The following is a 16,910-nucleotide window of genomic DNA, read 5'->3' as shown; positions in this document are numbered from 1 at the left end:
AAGGAATGAAGAATCTTTGCTAAGAACCCGGACAGAACAAACTATATATACCTGTGCTAATTGTAAAATTTGTACAACTATAGCAGTTCCATTATTGATGCTTCATCCTTTCGGCTGATTGAATAACATGCAATCTAAGTGTACATTTCAGGAGAAATAATATGCGCACATACACATCAACCCAAGCCAGAACTAATATTTCAGCTTTGTTGGACACAGCCGTCAACGGTGAACCAGTTGAAATCACCCGCAGGAACGGCAGCGCCGCTGTGGTAATTAGCAAAGCTGAATATGAGAATTATCGAAATGCCAAACTGGATGCCGAGTTTGATCACATTATGCAGCGCCACGGACATACTGTAGAGGCGTTGACCGACCGATGATGTGGGTGAGTGCGCAGGAAATTATCGCATTCCATCTTCGTTACCATGACATTCCTCTATCGTAATGGCATACAGATCCTCGATAACGACAATACATTGGAAAATCTGACTGTAGATGCCGCTACTGGTGAGAAAAGCGTTAGCCAGTTGGCGCAGTATTTACGGGAGCTGGTAGAAAATATTGACCCACTCAGCTAAGTAACCCTGTTTTTCCCGTACTTAAATTTAAACTTTCCTTTTAGTCCACATTAATATCAATGTAGTCTAAGTTATCAACATAGAAATTAACATACTCTTTGTTATTGGTTTTAGATCTAACTATTTTAGGCCGCCCATAAACAAAAACAAATGCAGTGGATCTTTGTGTCTGTATTATTCTTGGCAACCTCTTGATGACAAGTTTTTTTACATGACAAATTCGACTAATAAGTATTTTTCAAACTGTGTAATAACTCAATTTATTACTATCCTGGGTCATTAACTGCACCAATTTAGGGTGAACAAATAACTTTTCTTTCCCGGCCTGAATTTCTTGTAATACTCCAATATCACACAATTGTTTTAAATAAACCGAAGCAGTTTGACGTTTAGCAATATCACACTCAACCAAATTACTAATACGACAATAAGGTTGTTCAAATATCACCTGTACCAGCTCATGGCTATAAATTTTAGGCAGGCTTTGCTTTATATACTCGCTGGTATGTTCAATCAGTTCTCTTACCGCAGCAATTTTATCTGTAGTCCATTTAGCAGTTTGCTCTACTGCGGTTAACATATAGATAATCCACTCTTCCCATTTGCCAGCAGCGGTAACTTGGGAAAGTAGCCGATAATAATCACGCTTATGTTGTACAATGTGGCGACTTAAATAAAGAATTGGCAATGTCAAAAGCTGCTGTTCAATAAGATAGAGAATATTAATGATACGACCAGTACGTCCATTGCCATCAGTAAATGGATGAATAGCCTCAAACTGGTAGTGAGCAATAGCCATCTTGATTAATGGGTCGATTCCATCTTCTGCATGAAGAAATTGCTCCCAATTGCTGAGTAAATCACATATCTGAGATTCTCCCTCTGGCGGCGTATAAATAATCTCACCCGTTACTTGATTACTCAGCGTTGTACCAGAAACTTTGCGAATATTCATATCAACAGCTTTTAGTCGGCTACAAACTTCAATCGCTGTATTCGTGCATAGTGGCCGTCGAGTTAATTGTATGAACCCTTCATAAAGCGCAGTACGGTAGCGTAGTACTTCTTGCGTTGCAGGATCAGCCAGACTGTCTTCTTGTGCATATTGGAACAGTTTGTCTGAAGTCGTAACAATATTTTCGATTTCTGAGCTGTCTTTTGCTTCCAGCAGTGGCAATAAGTTAATGAGTAACCTCTGATTAGGCAACAATTCACCAACTTGCTTAAGCTCAGCCAGTGCAGCTCTGGCAGGTATACAGGCTTTTAATACTGCAATGGATTCCATCACCTTTATGGTTGGCGGCAATAAGGGAATAGCATTAAAAGGCGCATCGGGCTGCCATGTCATGTTTATATTTCCTATTTTTTTCGACACGTTGCGTGTATATGTTGACGACATCGACACACAAAGATTTCATGTCGATAAAATCGAAAAATTTCGACACGTATTAGCAATATGTCGATCATGTCGACATATGGAAACCATGTGTCGAAAAAACAAGAAAATATCGACGTGTCATCAACAAACGTCGATATCATGAGCTATTTTTTACACCAAAAAACAGAACTACTCAGCCACTAACCTAATCTTCGCTGCTCTCCACGCCGTAAACAGCGCCAGCAATGGTGCGATAGCAAATAACAGGAATAACCAGTGTGCGGCAGAAGCAGTTCCCGTTACACCACCAGGTTCGTTAAATCCTGAAAGGTTCACCACCATCCCCGCCAATGCGGCTCCAAAAGCAGTAGCGAATAGCTGCACGGTTGTAATTGAAGCGCCAGCAATATCTTTATCCCCATCTGACGAAACCTGTAATATGCGAGTGAGCAAATGCGGCCAGCCAAAACCGATACCAAATCCCACCAAAGTCAATGCAATCACAATAGGCATCATTACTTGCCAATGTCCAACTGAAGGCTGTGATAATATCAACGACAGAATCAACATACCGATTAATACCAATATTGGCCCGCTGATAATTGCCCGGCGCATACCCGCTCCACGCCAGCCCGCACTGATTATCTCGGCAATTGTCCAACCGGCTGCCATTGCCGCAGCCATATAACCAGAAATTAGCGGTGACTGACCATGCAATATTTGCAGGAAATACGGAACAAATACTTCACTGGTCATGCCGACCACCAATAATGAAATCGTGGCAAATAACACAGCATGAGGTGATCCAAAATGCAATGCGCCATGAGGTAATAAACGTATGACCGAACGCCGTTCGTGACAAATTAGCAATATTATTAATACTAATGCCAGCATAATTCCTGCAAAATTCAGCTTCACATTTTCGGATGCGCTACCAGCAGAAACCATCAATACTGCTGCCGCTAATAGAACTAGCTGCACCAAGGGTAATACTGTTTTATTCCGCTCCTGAAGTTTACCTTTCGGCAAAGTTAAACAAGTGAAGACCGCATACAACAGCATTATTGGCAGCATGATGCCAAAGGCATAACGCCAAGCATGCATCTCAGCAAAAACACCGCCCACAGCAGGGCCAACTAACGTCGCCACTCCCCACATCCCGGATATCAGAGCCATTGCCCGCGGCCAAAGCGCCTGTTCAAATACCAGATTGATCATGGCATAGGAGAGTGCAAACAGCAGTCCACCGCCAAAGCCTTGAACAGTTCGGCCGATAAGCATCACCGCCATTGTTGGGGCAAGTGCGCATAACAAGCTGCCAAAGAAGAACAATAGCGCAGCAACCAGATAAGCATTACGTGCTCCCTGTGCATTAAGCAGACACGCAGATAATACTGAACCAATAATAGAAGCAACGACGAACAGCGTCGTATTCCAAGCATAAAGGTTCAAACCCCCAATATCCTGTACCACCGAAGGTAAGATAGTGGTGACAATTAAGATATTAATCGCATGTAGCGCAACGCCTAGCGATAAAACCAGAGCACTGGCCGCATTTTTACCGGAGAACAAATCGCTCCAGCGGCTTTCATCGTTTGTTATCACAGTCATTATCCTGCATTAGCATTGAGTTAATATGAGTCTTACGTTAAATTAAACAAGAATTATCTTGGAATAAATTAAGACGGGGAGAGGCAATATGTCAAGAAAATGCCTTGAAAATAGCACAAATATGACACAATCAGTCGGTGAAAAGTTACTGATGTTATTGAAAACCCGTGGTCCTCAACAGGCTTCCGACGCCGGAAAAATACTAGGCACAACCGGGGAAGCTGCCCGACAACAGTTTGTGAAGTTAGCCAAAGAAGGGCTGGTGGAAGCTATTGCAGAAGCCCGAGGCGTTGGTCGTCCAATACAACTTTGGCACCTGACAGCCGCAGGTCATCATCATTTCCCGGATGCACATGCTGAGCTGACGGTACAATTACTCAACACTATTCGTAAACAGTTAGGTGAGAAAGCCATAGATTTATTGATCGATACTCGCGAGCAGGAAACCCGTATTAATTATCAGCAGGCAATGAATGGAGCAACCAGTCTACAAGAACGAGTCGAACGGCTGGTTGCTATAAGATGCCGTGAAGGTTACATGGCTCAATGGTCATTTACCGAAGACGGCGCTATTTTGCTGGTAGAAAATCATTGCCCAATTTGCGCTGCCGCTGCCACCTGCCAAAGCTTTTGTCGCGCAGAACTCAACGTATTTCGGGATATACTCCAGGCTCAGGTAGAACGCGTGGAGTATATACTCACCAATTCACGGCGCTGCGCTTATCGCATAACTGGCAACATTAAGCCGGATTAAACCGCTCTGCTCCTTTCTTCTCTGCTACCTTCTCCGTTAAACATAAAAAACAGCGCGCCAGTCAGTAATATCAATCCACCAGATATCATTAAAAGAGATTGAATATTAATATAGTCAGCAATTGGGCCAAACAGCACCATACCTAATGGCAAAGAGCAGGACAAAGCGATCTGAACTAAACTGAATACCCTACCCATCATCTCAGGTTCGACTCTTTCCTGAAAAACCGCGGTTATCGGTGCGTTAAAACAAGGTGTCACTATGCCTAAAAAGACGTTAAGCACCAGATAAAGCGGGAACCAATAGGCATTACCAAGAGCGATCATAAATATGCCAAAAAACGCGCAAGCAATCGCCGTTATACGCATTTTATTTTTATACTCACTCCAGAAAGAAATCAGCAATCCACCTAAAACCGCGCCAGCACTAAATGTCATTTCATTAACGGCTAAACGCCACGATTCTTCACCAAATGTCCTATTAACTAATAAAGGTGTCAAAAACGCAGCCGGACTAATCAGAAAGCAAACACAAATCAGAAAAATCAACAGGTTTCTAATTAATTTATTCTCTTGCAAATAACGGAAACCCGCTAAAATTGCCTGAAATTTATTATCCGGCATGGAATTAGAAACAATTTTGGGAATAGGAATAAACGAAACAATACTAATGCCAATAATGGCAGTCGTTACGTCCACTAAAAAAATATTTTCCATCGAAGTCTGAGAGTACAAAAAACCACTGATAGCTGGAGATGCCAACATCATCAGTGAAGTCAAAGACGTATTAATACCATTAACCCGCAGTAATTTCTCTTTAGGGACGAGTTGCGGAATAATCGCACTCACTGCCGGTGTCTGGATACCCGTCCCCAATGAACGGACAATCAGCGCCACAAATAACAACTCAATGCTCTTGAATCCAAGCATAAAAGAGATCGCCAAACCAAGCGTGACTAATGCAATTAACGCATCAGAGGCAATACTGAGCAACTTACGGTTATAAGTATCCGCCCAAACACCCGCAAATAAAGAGATCAATACCTGTGGAAGAAATGCACAGAGTACCGAAATAGCCAGCATTTCTCCCGATGAAGTATTTAAGGTGATATACCAGACGATAGAAAACTGGACAATGGAAGAACCTAGCAAAGAAATTATTTGAGCTGATAAAAATAAAGCCGTTTTGCGTTTCCAACCTGGAAGTAATGCACTCATTTTAACTACGCCCCTTAAAATCTAAGAGGCGTAGTGACTGAAAATAATTATTCAAACACAAACTCCTCTAGTTCTTTTATTGTTGGTGCGCCAGCAGCACCAGAACGGTTGACGACAATAGCAGCAACACGATTGCCAAGTTCAACAGCATCTCTTAGCGACATTCCCTGCGATAATCCCGCAAGCATGCCGCCACTATGAGCATCCCCAGCACCGATGGTATCCACCACTTTCACCTTATAAGCAGCAACATATTCTGGCTCACGATCAGGCAGACATATCCATGTCCCTTGTGAACCTAACCGGCAGATAATAGTGATTTTCTTTTTACTGGAATAACCGCTAGCCTGGACGACAGGATCACCTTCTCCGCACAATATAGCAACTTCATCACGGTTCAGTGTCAGAATAGTCCGGTCAGCAGGCAATGCATCAAGGAAAGCAGGAGCTATTTCTGGTAAACGAGGGCCAAAATCCAGCAATAACGTCTGCCCGGACGGTGACGCTAGTAACCAATCACATAAAATCGCCGTTGATTTACCCGCCATGACATAACCACTAGAGTAGATATATCCCTTTTCCGGCAAAGCAATCGAAGAGAGCATTGCCATACTCCAGTCAACTTCACAACCACTCACGGAGACAAAACTTCTTTCACCATCCGGTTCAACCATCGCCAAACACCAGCCATTATCAAGATATGTATTGGTTAATGTGACCTCAAGCCCAAGGTCTTGCATCTCTTTGGTTATCTGTTCCCCCCAGCATCCGTTACCGACCGGTATACCATTAATCACCGGGATTTGCAGGCGCACCAAAGCCCGAGCAACATTGAAACCAGAACCACCAATCTGTCGATCAATTTCTTTAGCTTCCTGATCTGCTCCACTCCGGGGAAGCCTCGGTAAACTAAGAACAATATCTCCCGCCGCCGCACCAATTATAGTAATCGGTAGTAAACCCGCCATCAGGCTCTCCTCTTACCAGCCCAAATATCAGCCATAATCCCATCAAATTGGAAAAGAAACAGATATACCCGTTATCTTTCAAGTTGCCTCTTTGTTGGCTGCACTCACTCACCCCGGTCACATAGTTCGCTATGCTTCCGGGGATTCGCTCCCTTGCCGTCGCGATGCAGCTTGAAATCCATAGGGTATAAATCGCTTAGGAAAGAAAACTTGCAGCAATTATTGCTGAATTCATATATATAAGAAGTATTTATACTTTAACATTAATCGGGTTCAATGAAAGTCAACCTGTATCAATTATGTGATACCAACGTGATTGATATCAAATTTATCGGTCATAGCGCGATGACAATCTCTGTGTGAAATAGTGACACATAACCATTGTTATCAAGATATATGAAAACTCATGGAAAAAATTGATTAACTCATAAAATTAGCCTCATGAGGAGAACCAAAATAAATGAAGAAGCCAAGCATCCCAATATTATAAAAAGTTATTTAATCGATGAAAATATTCGCATTTTTCCATCCGACCGTATTTAAATATGAAATGTAGTCAAAAGATAATATTTTTATCTAATTACTGCCCAAGCACACTTTTATAATAAACAACGGCAAATAAAACATCCCTATTGGAACAAACAGTGAATCGATTTTATTGTATTTTCAACAGAACGTTATCAGTGTAAGATAAATATTTATAATTTTATATTCTTGATACATAAATCAAGTTCATCATAATAAAAATTTATTTACTTAGTTATTAGTAACGATTATTTAAAACACATTGTTTATTTATATCTGTAAATATTATTACTGTTATATATAACTATCATTATTAACTAATGGATTACTTACCAATCTTACAAATGACCTTTACAGGAAATCCTACTTTGAAAACACACATCATTATTCAATCCGCAAAACAACGACCTGATTTGAAAGGTGCCTCTGATGAGCTTCTTTATAATAACTGGCCTTTATTTATGCTGAATTCCTCAGCGGATGATGAATACTGGGATGAATTATTCGAGCCAGATTTCAGCCAATTCCAACAATTTGCTATTTTGCAACAAGGGAAAGAGCAGACATTAATTGGTACTGCTAATTCGGTGCCTTTCCCTTGGGAAGGCGATTCATTAGAGCAACTGCCGGATAATGCTTGGGATGAAGTTTTTAGCAGAGGTATGATTGCTCAAGGAAAAACAGTAACAAAAATGTTGTCGGCACTGTCGGTAACGATATCTCCTGAATTCCGCGGCAAGAATTTACCAGCATTACTTATTGGTAGCTTAAAACAAGCGGCTATTGATGCTGGGATGGAAGGGTTAGTTGTTCCTGTCAGGCCGACGTTGAAACAAAATTATCCATTGCAAGATTTTGTACAATACTGTGGATGGAAGAATGACAACAATGAACCTTTTGATCCTTGGATTCGGACACACTGGCGCCTGGGAGCAAAGATTATTCGACCGGCTATGCACTCAATGTCTATAAATGCCACGCTCGATAAATGGCAGGAATGGACAGGAATGAAATTTCCGCAAAGTGGGCAGTATATTATTCCTGGAGGTTTAGTACCGCTAGAGGTGGATATACAACAACAAATGGGTTATTACATTGAACCTAACTTATGGATGTTTCACAACTTATATGCGTGATTTAGTATTATTGCTATAACCTCCGTTGATTAAGATGAAAAATTTATTTTCATCTTAATCACCAATAAGGGAATGCAGGTGTTCTTGATATTGCATATTTTTGACTCAATTAGCTTATTAATCTCTCAGCATGAGTATAAATCGTCGCTTTACCGGGTTTACAAAAACCAACCAAGGTTAAATGACATCGGTCAGCGATTTCTACAGCCAATGAAGTTGCTGCTGAAACAGCAAACAAAATTTCAACGCCACAGATGGCTGATTTTTGTACCATCTCATAACTGGCACGGCTGGATACCATAGCAGCGCCTTGCTGCCAGCCTGTTTTTGCCTTCATCCCTAACATTTTATCCAGTGCAACGTGACGACCTACATCCTCACATCCCCCCAATAATTTACCTTCTGGATTGATCCAACTTGCGGCATGAGTGCAACCTGTCAATGCACCAATATCTTGGACGTTAGTCAGTTGAGAGAGAGCATAATCAAGGTGGTTTAATGAAAAGGTTTGAGTGAAAGGCAGTGGAGGAATCGGGCGAAAAATATCAGAAAGTTGTTCTGCTCCGCAGATGCCACAACCTGTTCGTCCAGCCAGATGACGTCTGCGTTCCTGCAAACCGGCAAAACGACGGCTAGAAAGTTCTATTTGCAACTCAATGCCGCCGTTACAATTAGGGATAATATCAATGCCGCGAATCTCGTGTTGAGATTCAATGATGCCTTCGGAAAGTGAAAACCCAATAGCGAAATATTCGAGATCTTTAGGACTTGCCATCATCACAACATGGGAAATCCCGTTGTAAACTAAAGCAACAGGAACTTCTTCTGCGACCCAATCAGCTTTTAATATGTCGGAATGGTGTTTTTGTTGCACGTTCGTTCGTTTTACCCCATCAATCACACCAAATGGTAACAACTTCCCTGATTTTACGTTATACATTAGATGAATTCCTAATAGTGTTACGACACAATAATTGTGTGGAAAAAAGAGTCTATACTATTTGTCAGGCAATAAATCTGATCCCGCTACGGAAAGTGGTTTTAATAAAAAAGAACACATTTGAAATTTTTCCCATGATGGAATGGACACTGTTTAAGACAATGTGAGTGAGGAGATTCCCATGCAAGTCAGCAGAAGGCAGTTCTTTAAGATCTGCGCTGGCGGTATGGCAGGTACGACGGTAGCAGCGTTGGGCTTTACGCCAACCGCAGCCCTTGCACAAACGCGTAACTATAAATTGTTGCGTGCACGTGAAACCCGAAATACCTGTACATACTGCTCTGTCGGTTGTGGACTGTTGATGTACAGCCTTGGCGACGGCGCAAAAAATGCAAAAGCAACTATTTTCCATATTGAAGGCGATCCTGACCATCCAGTAAACCGCGGCGCGCTTTGCCCCAAAGGAGCTGGCTTGATTGACTTTATTCATAGCGAAAGCCGTCTGAAATATCCAGAATATCGGGCAGCGGGTTCTGACAAATGGCAACGTATTACTTGGGATGAGGCATTTGATCGCATTGCTAAGTTAATGAAAGCAGACCGTGATGCCAATTTCATTAAAACCAATCAAGAAGGCGTGACAGTCAATCGCTGGCTGACAACGGGTATGCTATGCGCATCTGCTTCCAGTAACGAAACAGGTTATTTATCACAAAAATTTAGTCGCGCTCTCGGCATGCTTGCCGTAGACAACCAAGCACGTGTCTGACACGGACCAACGGTAGCAAGTCTTGCTCCAACATTTGGTCGCGGTGCGATGACCAACCACTGGGTTGATATTAAGAACGCGAATCTGATCGTCGTTATGGGGGGTAACGCTGCCGAAGCGCACCCTGTGGGATTCCGTTGGGCAATGGAAGCGAAAATCCACAATAACGCTAAGCTAATCGTGATTGATCCACGTTTTACCCGTACAGCATCTGTAGCGGATTTCTATACCCCAATCCGTTCTGGTACTGATATTGCCTTCTTATCCGGTGTAATTTTATACCTGCTGACCAACGATAAGATAAACCATGAATACGTTGAGGCGTATACCAACGCCAGTCTGATTGTGCGTGAAGATTACTCGTTCGATGATGGCCTATTCAGCGGTTACGATGCAGAAAAACGTCAATACGACAAAACCAGTTGGAACTATGCGCTGGATGAAAATGGCTTTGCTCAACGTGATATCACCCTTAAGCACCCACGTTGTGTATGGAACCTGTTAAAAGAGCATGTTAGCCGTTATACGCCCGACATCGTCAGTAATATTTGCGGTACGCCAAAAGAGGATTTCCTGAAAGTCTGTGAATATATTGCAGAGACTTGTGTTAAGGATAAGACCGCTTCTTTCTTGTACGCACTGGGTTGGACTCAACACTCAGTTGGCGCACAGAACATCCGAACTATGGCAATGATCCAGCTACTGTTAGGCAATATGGGGATGGCGGGCGGCGGTGTTAATGCATTGCGCGGTCACTCGAATATTCAGGGATTGACTGATTTGGGGTTATTGTCGCAAAGCTTGCCGGGATATCTGACACTTCCCTCAGAGAAACAGGCTGATCTACAAACTTACCTCCAGGCAAATACGCCAAAACCAATGCGACCGGGTCAGGTTAACTATTGGGGCAACTACCCAAAATTCTTTATCAGCCTGATGAAGAGTTTCTACGGCGATAACGCTCGTCAAGATAACGACTGGGGCTTTGACTGGTTGCCGAAGTGGGACAAGGGTTATGACGTTCTGCAATTTTTTGACATGATGTCGAAAGGTGAAGTGAATGGCTATATTTGCCAAGGCTTTAACCCAGTAGCCTCTTTTCCGAATAAAAACAAAGTCGTTGATGCCCTGTCGAAATTGAAATTCCTGATCACTATCGATCCGCTTAACACTGAAACTTCAACTTTCTGGCAGAATCACGGTGAATTTAACGACGTCGATTCATCCAAAATTCAGACAGAAGTTTTCCGCCTGCCGTGTTGCTGCTTTGCCGAGGAAAACGGTTCGATTGTTAACTCTGGTCGCTGGTTGCAGTGGCACTGGAAAGGTGCGGATGCGCCGGGAGAAGCCATTGGTGATGGCGAGATCCTTTCCGGTATCTTCAAACGTCTGCGGGATATGTACCGCGCTGAAGGCGGCGCATCGCCAGAGCCGGTGCTGAACATGACCTGGGATTATTTCAACCCGGACAGCCCTACATCGGAAGAAGTGGCCCAGGAGAGTAATGGCCGGGCATTGGTTGATCTCATTGACGCTGATGGCAACGTCATAGTGAAACAAGGTCAGCAATTAACCTCTTTCGCACAACTACGTGATGATGGTACTACCGCTAGTGGTTGTTGGATTTTTGCTGGAAGCTGGACGCCGGAAGGTAACCAGATGGCTCGTCGTGATAACGCTGATCCGTCAGGATTGGGTAATACGCTAGGTTGGGCATGGGCTTGGCCGTTAAATCGGCGTATTTTGTACAATCGCGCATCGGCTGATCCTCAGGGCAAACCTTGGGATGCGAAACGTCAGTTACTGACGTGGGATGGTATTAAGTGGGGTGGCATCGATACTGCTGATTACAGCGTGGCGGCGCCGGAAACGGATGTTGGTCCATTTATCATGCAACCGGAAGGTATGGCTCGTCTGTTCGCTATTGATAAGATGGCTGAAGGGCCATTCCCTGAACACTATGAACCCTTTGAAACGCCATTGGGGACCAATCCGTTGCATCCAAATGTGGTATCCAACCCGGCTGCCCGCGTGTTCAAGAGCGACTTTGAAGCGATGGGTAAGGCAGATAAATTCCCTTATGTGGGAACGACTTACCGCTTGACAGAACATTTTCACTATTGGACAAAACATGCATTGTTGAACTCGATTATCCAACCAGAACAGTTTGTGGAAATCGGTGAAAAACTGGCAGAAAAGAAAGGCATCAAGCACGGCGATACCGTCAAAGTTAGCTCTAATCGTGGTTACATCAAAGCAAAAGCGGTTGTCACCAAACGTATTCGAACCCTGAATGTACACGGTCGTGAAGTGGATACTATCGGGATTCCTATTCATTGGGGCTTTGAAGGGGCAGCGAAGAAGGGCTTTATTGCCAATACATTGACACCATTTGTTGGTGATGCGAACACACAAACGCCTGAGTTCAAAGCGTTCCTAGTTAACGTGGAAAAAGTGTAAAGGGAAAAATTATGTCATTGCAAACTCAAGACATCATTCGTCGCTCCGCCACAAATTCTTTTACTCCTGCGCCACGGGTGCGGGATGACCAGGAGGGCGTCGCGAAACTGATCGATGTGACAACCTGTATTGGTTGTAAAGCTTGTCAGGTGGCCTGTTCTGAATGGAACGACATCCGTGATGAGATCGGTCATAACGTTGGCGTTTACGATAACCCGGCTGATTTAACCGCTAAATCATGGACCGTAATGCGCTTCTCAGAAGTTGAAGAGAACGGCAAACTGGAATGGCTTATCCGTAAAGATGGTTGTATGCACTGTGCTGATCCGGGTTGCTTGAAGGCTTGCCCGGCAGAAGGGGCGATCATTCAGTATGCAAACGGGATTGTCGATTTCCAGTCGGAACACTGTATCGGCTGTGGCTACTGTATCGCCGGTTGTCCATTCAACGTGCCGCGGATCAACAAAGAAGACAACCGGGTATATAAATGCACTCTGTGTGTTGACCGCGTTAACGTTGGTCAGGAACCTGCCTGTGTGAAAACCTGTCCGACCGGCGCAATCCATTTTGGCAGTAAAAAAGCCATGAAGGATTTGGCGGCTGAACGGGTGAGTGAGTTGAAAGGCCGTGGTTATGAGAATGCGGGTCTGTACGATCCTGATGGTGTTGGCGGTACCCATGTAATGTATGTACTGCACCATGCTAACAAACCACAGCTATATCATGGCCTACCGGACAATCCCGCTATCAGCCCGACCGTCACTTTCTGGAAAGGTATTTGGAAGCCGCTGGCCGCAGTGGGATTTGCAGCCACATTCGCTGCCAGCCTCTTCCATTACGTGGGTATTGGTCCGAATCGGGTAACAGAAGAAGACGAAGAAAATGCGCGTCATGATGCAGAATCTTCACCGAAGTCAGCTAATGGGGAGGAACCGCGATGAAAGGTAAGAAAGATATTATTATCCGTCACTCACCCGTTGAGCGAATAAACCACTGGGCGGTGGTACTCTGTTTTTTATTTACTGCCATTAGTGGATTAGGATTCTTTTTCCCCTCTTTTAACTGGCTGATGAATATCTTCGGTACGCCTCAATTGTCACGGATTTTGCATCCATTTATGGGTTCCGTGATGTTTATTTTATTTATCTTTATGTTTTTCAGATATTTTAAACATAATTTTATCGACAAAGATGACATTGTATGGCTGAAAAACATCCATAAGATTATAAAAAATGAAGAAGCGGGCGATATTGGTCAATATAACTTAGGTCAGAAAGGCGTATATTGGTCTATCAGTATTTGCCTGATATTACTCGTTGTCAGTGGTGTTGTTATTTGGCGTCCTTATTTTGCTGACTTCTTCTCTATTCCGATAATTCGAATTGCGCTTCTCATCCATTCAATGTCAGCTATTGGTTTAATCTTGACGATTATGGTTCACGCTTATGCGGCATTCTGGGTGAAAGGATCTTTCCGAGCAATGGTTGAGGGTTGGGTAACCCGTGGTTGGGCGAAGAAACATCACCCACGTTGGTATCGTGAAGTGATGAAACAGGAGCAACAGGAAGAGAAACGTTAATAAGTTTCGAACATAATCATCAAAGCAGGATAGCCATATCCTGCTTATTATTTATTAAGTGCGAATAATGCAAGGAATAATTAGATATTCAGTTTAGTATTTTTGTTTAAATTATTTTTTATTATAAATTTTTAAATTCAATTCACTTTCTATTTCAATCTATCTATTTCTTTGATATAAAATAAAGCATCAAATTTTTTGATGCTTTATTTTAGGTATTCATTCATCAAAGACACAATACTCATGTAATCATCTTTGGGAATAGTCTGTAATTCCTACAATTTATTTTATCTGTAATTTGATAAATGAATATGGTGAATATGATTGATCTACAAGTTTAGTCTCTTGAACAACAAGCCCAGCTTGGTTAGCCAGATTTTCGAATTCAGCAAAACTACGTTCTTTCCCTGAAAATAACACATCCATTAATATATCAAAAGATCTAGAAAATTCGGGCTCTTTCACCATATTTATCAATAATAGAGATGAGTTCTTATCCATGATTTTGCGGAAATTCTCCAAAATAAGTATTGAGTCACTATCGGACCAATTATGGATAATGTTTTTTAAAATATATAAATCATAACCCGATGGAATTGACTTTAGAAAATTTCCATTGATAAATTCTATATTTCCAGAAACGGGAAGTTCATTATATCTATCCAATACAGCGTAATGTTTTCCTTTTACTTTTTCACTGATTCTTACCAGAAGATTTCCCTCACCTCCTCCAACATCTAATATTCTGTTGTATTGATTAAAATCATAAATATCAAGTAGCTTTTCAATGATTTTATCTGAGCCTTTTGACATTGCAGAATCAAAATTTGATCTAAACAATTCATGATTATCCAAATATTCAAAGAATGGTTTTCCATGCGCTATTTCAAATGCCGTTTTACTATTATTCTCATACAATGATTTTGAATACATTGACCAAGCGTTCCAGTATTCTGGGCTAACTTCACACCTTATCATTAATGACTCCATACTTTCAGGATCGGCAAGCGCACTGCATTCCTCAGAAAGTGCAACCCCTTCATTGCTACTAACCAATACCCCTATTTTGATTAAATATTCACATAACCGGCTAAAACGAGAATGATCAAGACCATATTGACGGGAAAGCTCGCTGATATTTACACAGGCCCCATCTTTAAAGTGAACAGATAAGCCCATATCAACAAAAGCATAAATTGCAGTTGATTTTCTACATGATGTAATAAGATCGATTAGCATAGCGTTATCCTTTATACCCGTTATCTTTCAAATTGCCTCTTTGTTGGCTGCGCTCACTCACCCCAGTCACATAGTTATCTATGTTCCCGGGGATTCGCTCCCTTGCCGTCGCGAAGCAACTTGAAATCCAAATGAAATGTTTTATCTAAAACGCTGGAAATACCGTGACGACTGATTAGGTATCTTAATAAAATTATTTTCACCAAATTGTGATTATCAGTTTTGTTACTTTTTCCTCATTAAACAATTAGAATTTTAATCTCCATACTTGCCAAGTAGTTAAATCAATTTGATTATCCATTTTCAAGTGTAAATTATTATACTATATTAAATTCAATAAAAATAAATGATAAAGATCACAATTAATTCTTTGCAGAATTTTTGAAAATAAAACTAGGAAATATAACTTAATTTGACTATTTTCACCATTAAACCAACATTATTGTAAAATTTAAATTCACATTCTATTTCAACACTTTATTGATACAAAATGAAAATATGGCATCAAATATTTTAATGCCATACTTAATTATAGATTTATCAGACATACAATATCCATATCATTATATTTGGTTAAGCTCCCTATTATCTATAATTTATTTTACGCCTAGTTGGATAATTGAAAATGATTCATTGACATCTTTAACATCTTGAATGATCAACCCTGCCTGGTTAGCTAAATACTCAAACTCCGTTAAGCTACGTTCTTTCCCTAAAGATGTCATATCCATTATCATATCTAAAGATTTCATTGCATTAGATTGTGGTTTTTTCATTAAAGTTATTAATAAAATAGTTGAATTATTATGCATTGCCTTGCGGCAATTTTCTAAGATGAGTATTGATTCACTATCAGACCAATCATGAATAATATTCTTTAGGATATATAAATCGTAACCTGATGGAATTGATTCAAAAAAATCCCCATCTATAAAATCTATATTTTCGTGAACATGAATTTTATTATATTTATCTAACACAGCATAATGTTTTCCTTTTACCTTTTCACTTATTTTTATCAGAAGATTCCCTTTACCTCCTCCAACATCTAATATTTTATCGTGTTGACTAAAATCATAAATATCAAATAAATTTTCAATCATTCTATCCGAGTCTCTTGACATTAAAGAATCAAATTTTGATCTGAGCAATTTATTGCTATCCAAATGTTCAAAGAATGGTTTTCCATACGCTATTTCAAATGCCGATTTACCATTATTTTCAAGCAAGGATTTTGGATACATTAACCAAGCGTTCCAGAAATCTGAGTCAAATTCCCACTTTATTATTAACGATTCTATACTTTCAGGATCGGCAAGCGCACTGCATTCATCAGAAAGCGCAACTTTATCATTGCTGTTAACCAATACTCCTATTTCAATTAATAAATCACATAATATATTAAGTCGCGAATAGTCAATACCATATTGACTGGCAAGTTCATTGATATCCATACAGGCCCCATTTTTAAAGTGAACAGACAAACCTGTATCAACAAAAGTATAAATGGCAATTGATTTTTTATATGATTCAATAAGCTCAATTAGCATTAGTTATCCTTTATATTTATATTATAAAAAGATGAATTGTTCTATCTAAAACTCAGGAAATACCATGATGATTGATTAGGTATTAATGTAATCATTAACTTTATTGTCTTTTCTCGTGATATAATAAAGATATTATTCTCCTTATTTTACAAATTATTAACTTACCTTGATTATGTATTTTAGAGATTCAAATTGTTCCTTAT

At 41.0% G+C, this 16,910-nt stretch carries 13 protein-coding genes and 1 pseudogene; 7 read left to right on the top strand and 7 right to left on the bottom strand.

Translation table 11 applies throughout. The features are described 5' to 3' along the window. Positions 1 to 161 precede the first annotated feature (161 nt). On the top strand, positions 162 to 383 hold the full coding sequence (locus V2H77_RS09930) for a type II toxin-antitoxin system Phd/YefM family antitoxin (protein ID WP_341498662.1): 222 nt from the start codon (positions 162 to 164) through the stop codon (positions 381 to 383). Between the two features lie 30 nt (positions 384 to 413). Then, positions 414 to 581, top strand: a pseudogene (locus V2H77_RS09925) (type II toxin-antitoxin system death-on-curing family toxin); the annotation flags it as partial. A gap of 238 nt (positions 582 to 819) precedes the next feature. Here the strand turns inward: V2H77_RS09925 and fic are convergent. Both fic and V2H77_RS09915 read right to left on the bottom strand, forming a co-directional pair. After that, on the bottom strand, positions 820 to 1,929 hold the full coding sequence (fic, locus tag V2H77_RS09920) for a protein adenylyltransferase Fic (RefSeq protein WP_341498661.1): 1,110 nt from the start codon (positions 1,927 to 1,929) through the stop codon (positions 820 to 822). A gap of 219 nt (positions 1,930 to 2,148) precedes the next feature. Continuing rightward, positions 2,149 to 3,564 carry an MFS transporter gene (locus V2H77_RS09915; protein WP_341498660.1) on the bottom strand — a complete coding sequence of 472 codons (1,416 nt, stop codon included), beginning with the start codon at positions 3,562 to 3,564 and terminating at the stop codon, positions 2,149 to 2,151. Positions 3,565 to 3,658: 94 nt separating this feature from the next. On the opposite strand from V2H77_RS09915, the gene V2H77_RS09910 reads away from it, so the two are divergent. Next, complete coding sequence (locus tag V2H77_RS09910) at positions 3,659 to 4,324, top strand: helix-turn-helix transcriptional regulator (RefSeq protein WP_341498659.1); 666 nt, start codon at positions 3,659 to 3,661, stop codon at positions 4,322 to 4,324. Here V2H77_RS09910 and V2H77_RS09905 read toward each other — a convergent pair. Both V2H77_RS09905 and V2H77_RS09900 read right to left on the bottom strand, forming a co-directional pair. Beyond that, positions 4,321 to 5,541, bottom strand: a complete 1,221-nt coding sequence (locus V2H77_RS09905) for an MFS transporter (protein ID WP_341498658.1) — start codon at positions 5,539 to 5,541, stop codon at positions 4,321 to 4,323. The genes V2H77_RS09910 and V2H77_RS09905 overlap by 4 nt on opposite strands. A gap of 47 nt (positions 5,542 to 5,588) precedes the next feature. Beyond that, positions 5,589 to 6,509 carry a carbohydrate kinase family protein gene (locus V2H77_RS09900; protein ID WP_341498657.1) on the bottom strand — a complete coding sequence of 307 codons (921 nt, stop codon included), beginning with the start codon at positions 6,507 to 6,509 and terminating at the stop codon, positions 5,589 to 5,591. Positions 6,510 to 7,402: 893 nt separating this feature from the next. On the opposite strand from V2H77_RS09900, the gene V2H77_RS09895 reads away from it, so the two are divergent. Next, complete coding sequence (locus V2H77_RS09895; RefSeq protein WP_341498656.1) at positions 7,403 to 8,170, top strand: transferase; 768 nt, start codon at positions 7,403 to 7,405, stop codon at positions 8,168 to 8,170. 109 nt (positions 8,171 to 8,279) lie between these two features. Here V2H77_RS09895 and fdhD read toward each other — a convergent pair whose 3' ends face one another. Further along, positions 8,280 to 9,110, bottom strand: a complete 831-nt coding sequence (gene fdhD / locus V2H77_RS09890) for a formate dehydrogenase accessory sulfurtransferase FdhD (protein ID WP_341498655.1) — start codon at positions 9,108 to 9,110, stop codon at positions 8,280 to 8,282. Between the two features lie 181 nt (positions 9,111 to 9,291). Between fdhD and fdnG the strand changes: the two genes are divergently transcribed. Genes fdnG through fdoI form a run of 3 tightly spaced genes read left to right on the top strand, consistent with a single transcriptional unit; the run spans position 9,292 to position 13,918 of the window. Further along, positions 9,292 to 12,339, top strand: a complete 3,048-nt coding sequence (fdnG, locus tag V2H77_RS09885; RefSeq protein WP_341498654.1) for a formate dehydrogenase-N subunit alpha — start codon at positions 9,292 to 9,294, stop codon at positions 12,337 to 12,339. 11 nt (positions 12,340 to 12,350) lie between these two features. Then, positions 12,351 to 13,280, top strand: a complete 930-nt coding sequence (fdxH, locus tag V2H77_RS09880) for a formate dehydrogenase subunit beta (protein WP_341498653.1) — start codon at positions 12,351 to 12,353, stop codon at positions 13,278 to 13,280. Further along, the gene (fdoI, locus tag V2H77_RS09875) at positions 13,277 to 13,918 is read left to right on the top strand and encodes a formate dehydrogenase cytochrome b556 subunit (RefSeq protein ID WP_265379102.1); all 642 of its coding nucleotides are present in this window, start codon (positions 13,277 to 13,279) and stop codon (positions 13,916 to 13,918) included. The genes fdxH and fdoI overlap by 4 nt, the downstream gene beginning before the upstream one ends. A gap of 282 nt (positions 13,919 to 14,200) precedes the next feature. Here the strand turns inward: fdoI and V2H77_RS09870 are convergent, their stop codons facing one another. Together V2H77_RS09870 and V2H77_RS09865 are read right to left on the bottom strand one after the other, a co-directional pair. Then, on the bottom strand, positions 14,201 to 15,157 hold the full coding sequence (locus tag V2H77_RS09870) for a methyltransferase (RefSeq protein ID WP_341498652.1): 957 nt from the start codon (positions 15,155 to 15,157) through the stop codon (positions 14,201 to 14,203). Positions 15,158 to 15,753: 596 nt separating this feature from the next. After that, a complete protein-coding gene (locus V2H77_RS09865) occupies positions 15,754 to 16,707 on the bottom strand; it encodes a methyltransferase (protein WP_341498651.1) in 954 nt (317 codons plus the stop codon). Positions 16,708 to 16,910: the final 203 nt, after the last annotated feature.

The organism is Photorhabdus sp. P32, assembly GCF_038085095.1.
In the GTDB taxonomy this organism is placed as follows: Bacteria; Pseudomonadota; Gammaproteobacteria; order Enterobacterales; family Enterobacteriaceae; genus Photorhabdus; species Photorhabdus luminescens.
The sequence above is the reverse complement of the archived record's forward strand: the minus strand, read 5'-3'. Positions and strand labels throughout refer to the sequence as shown.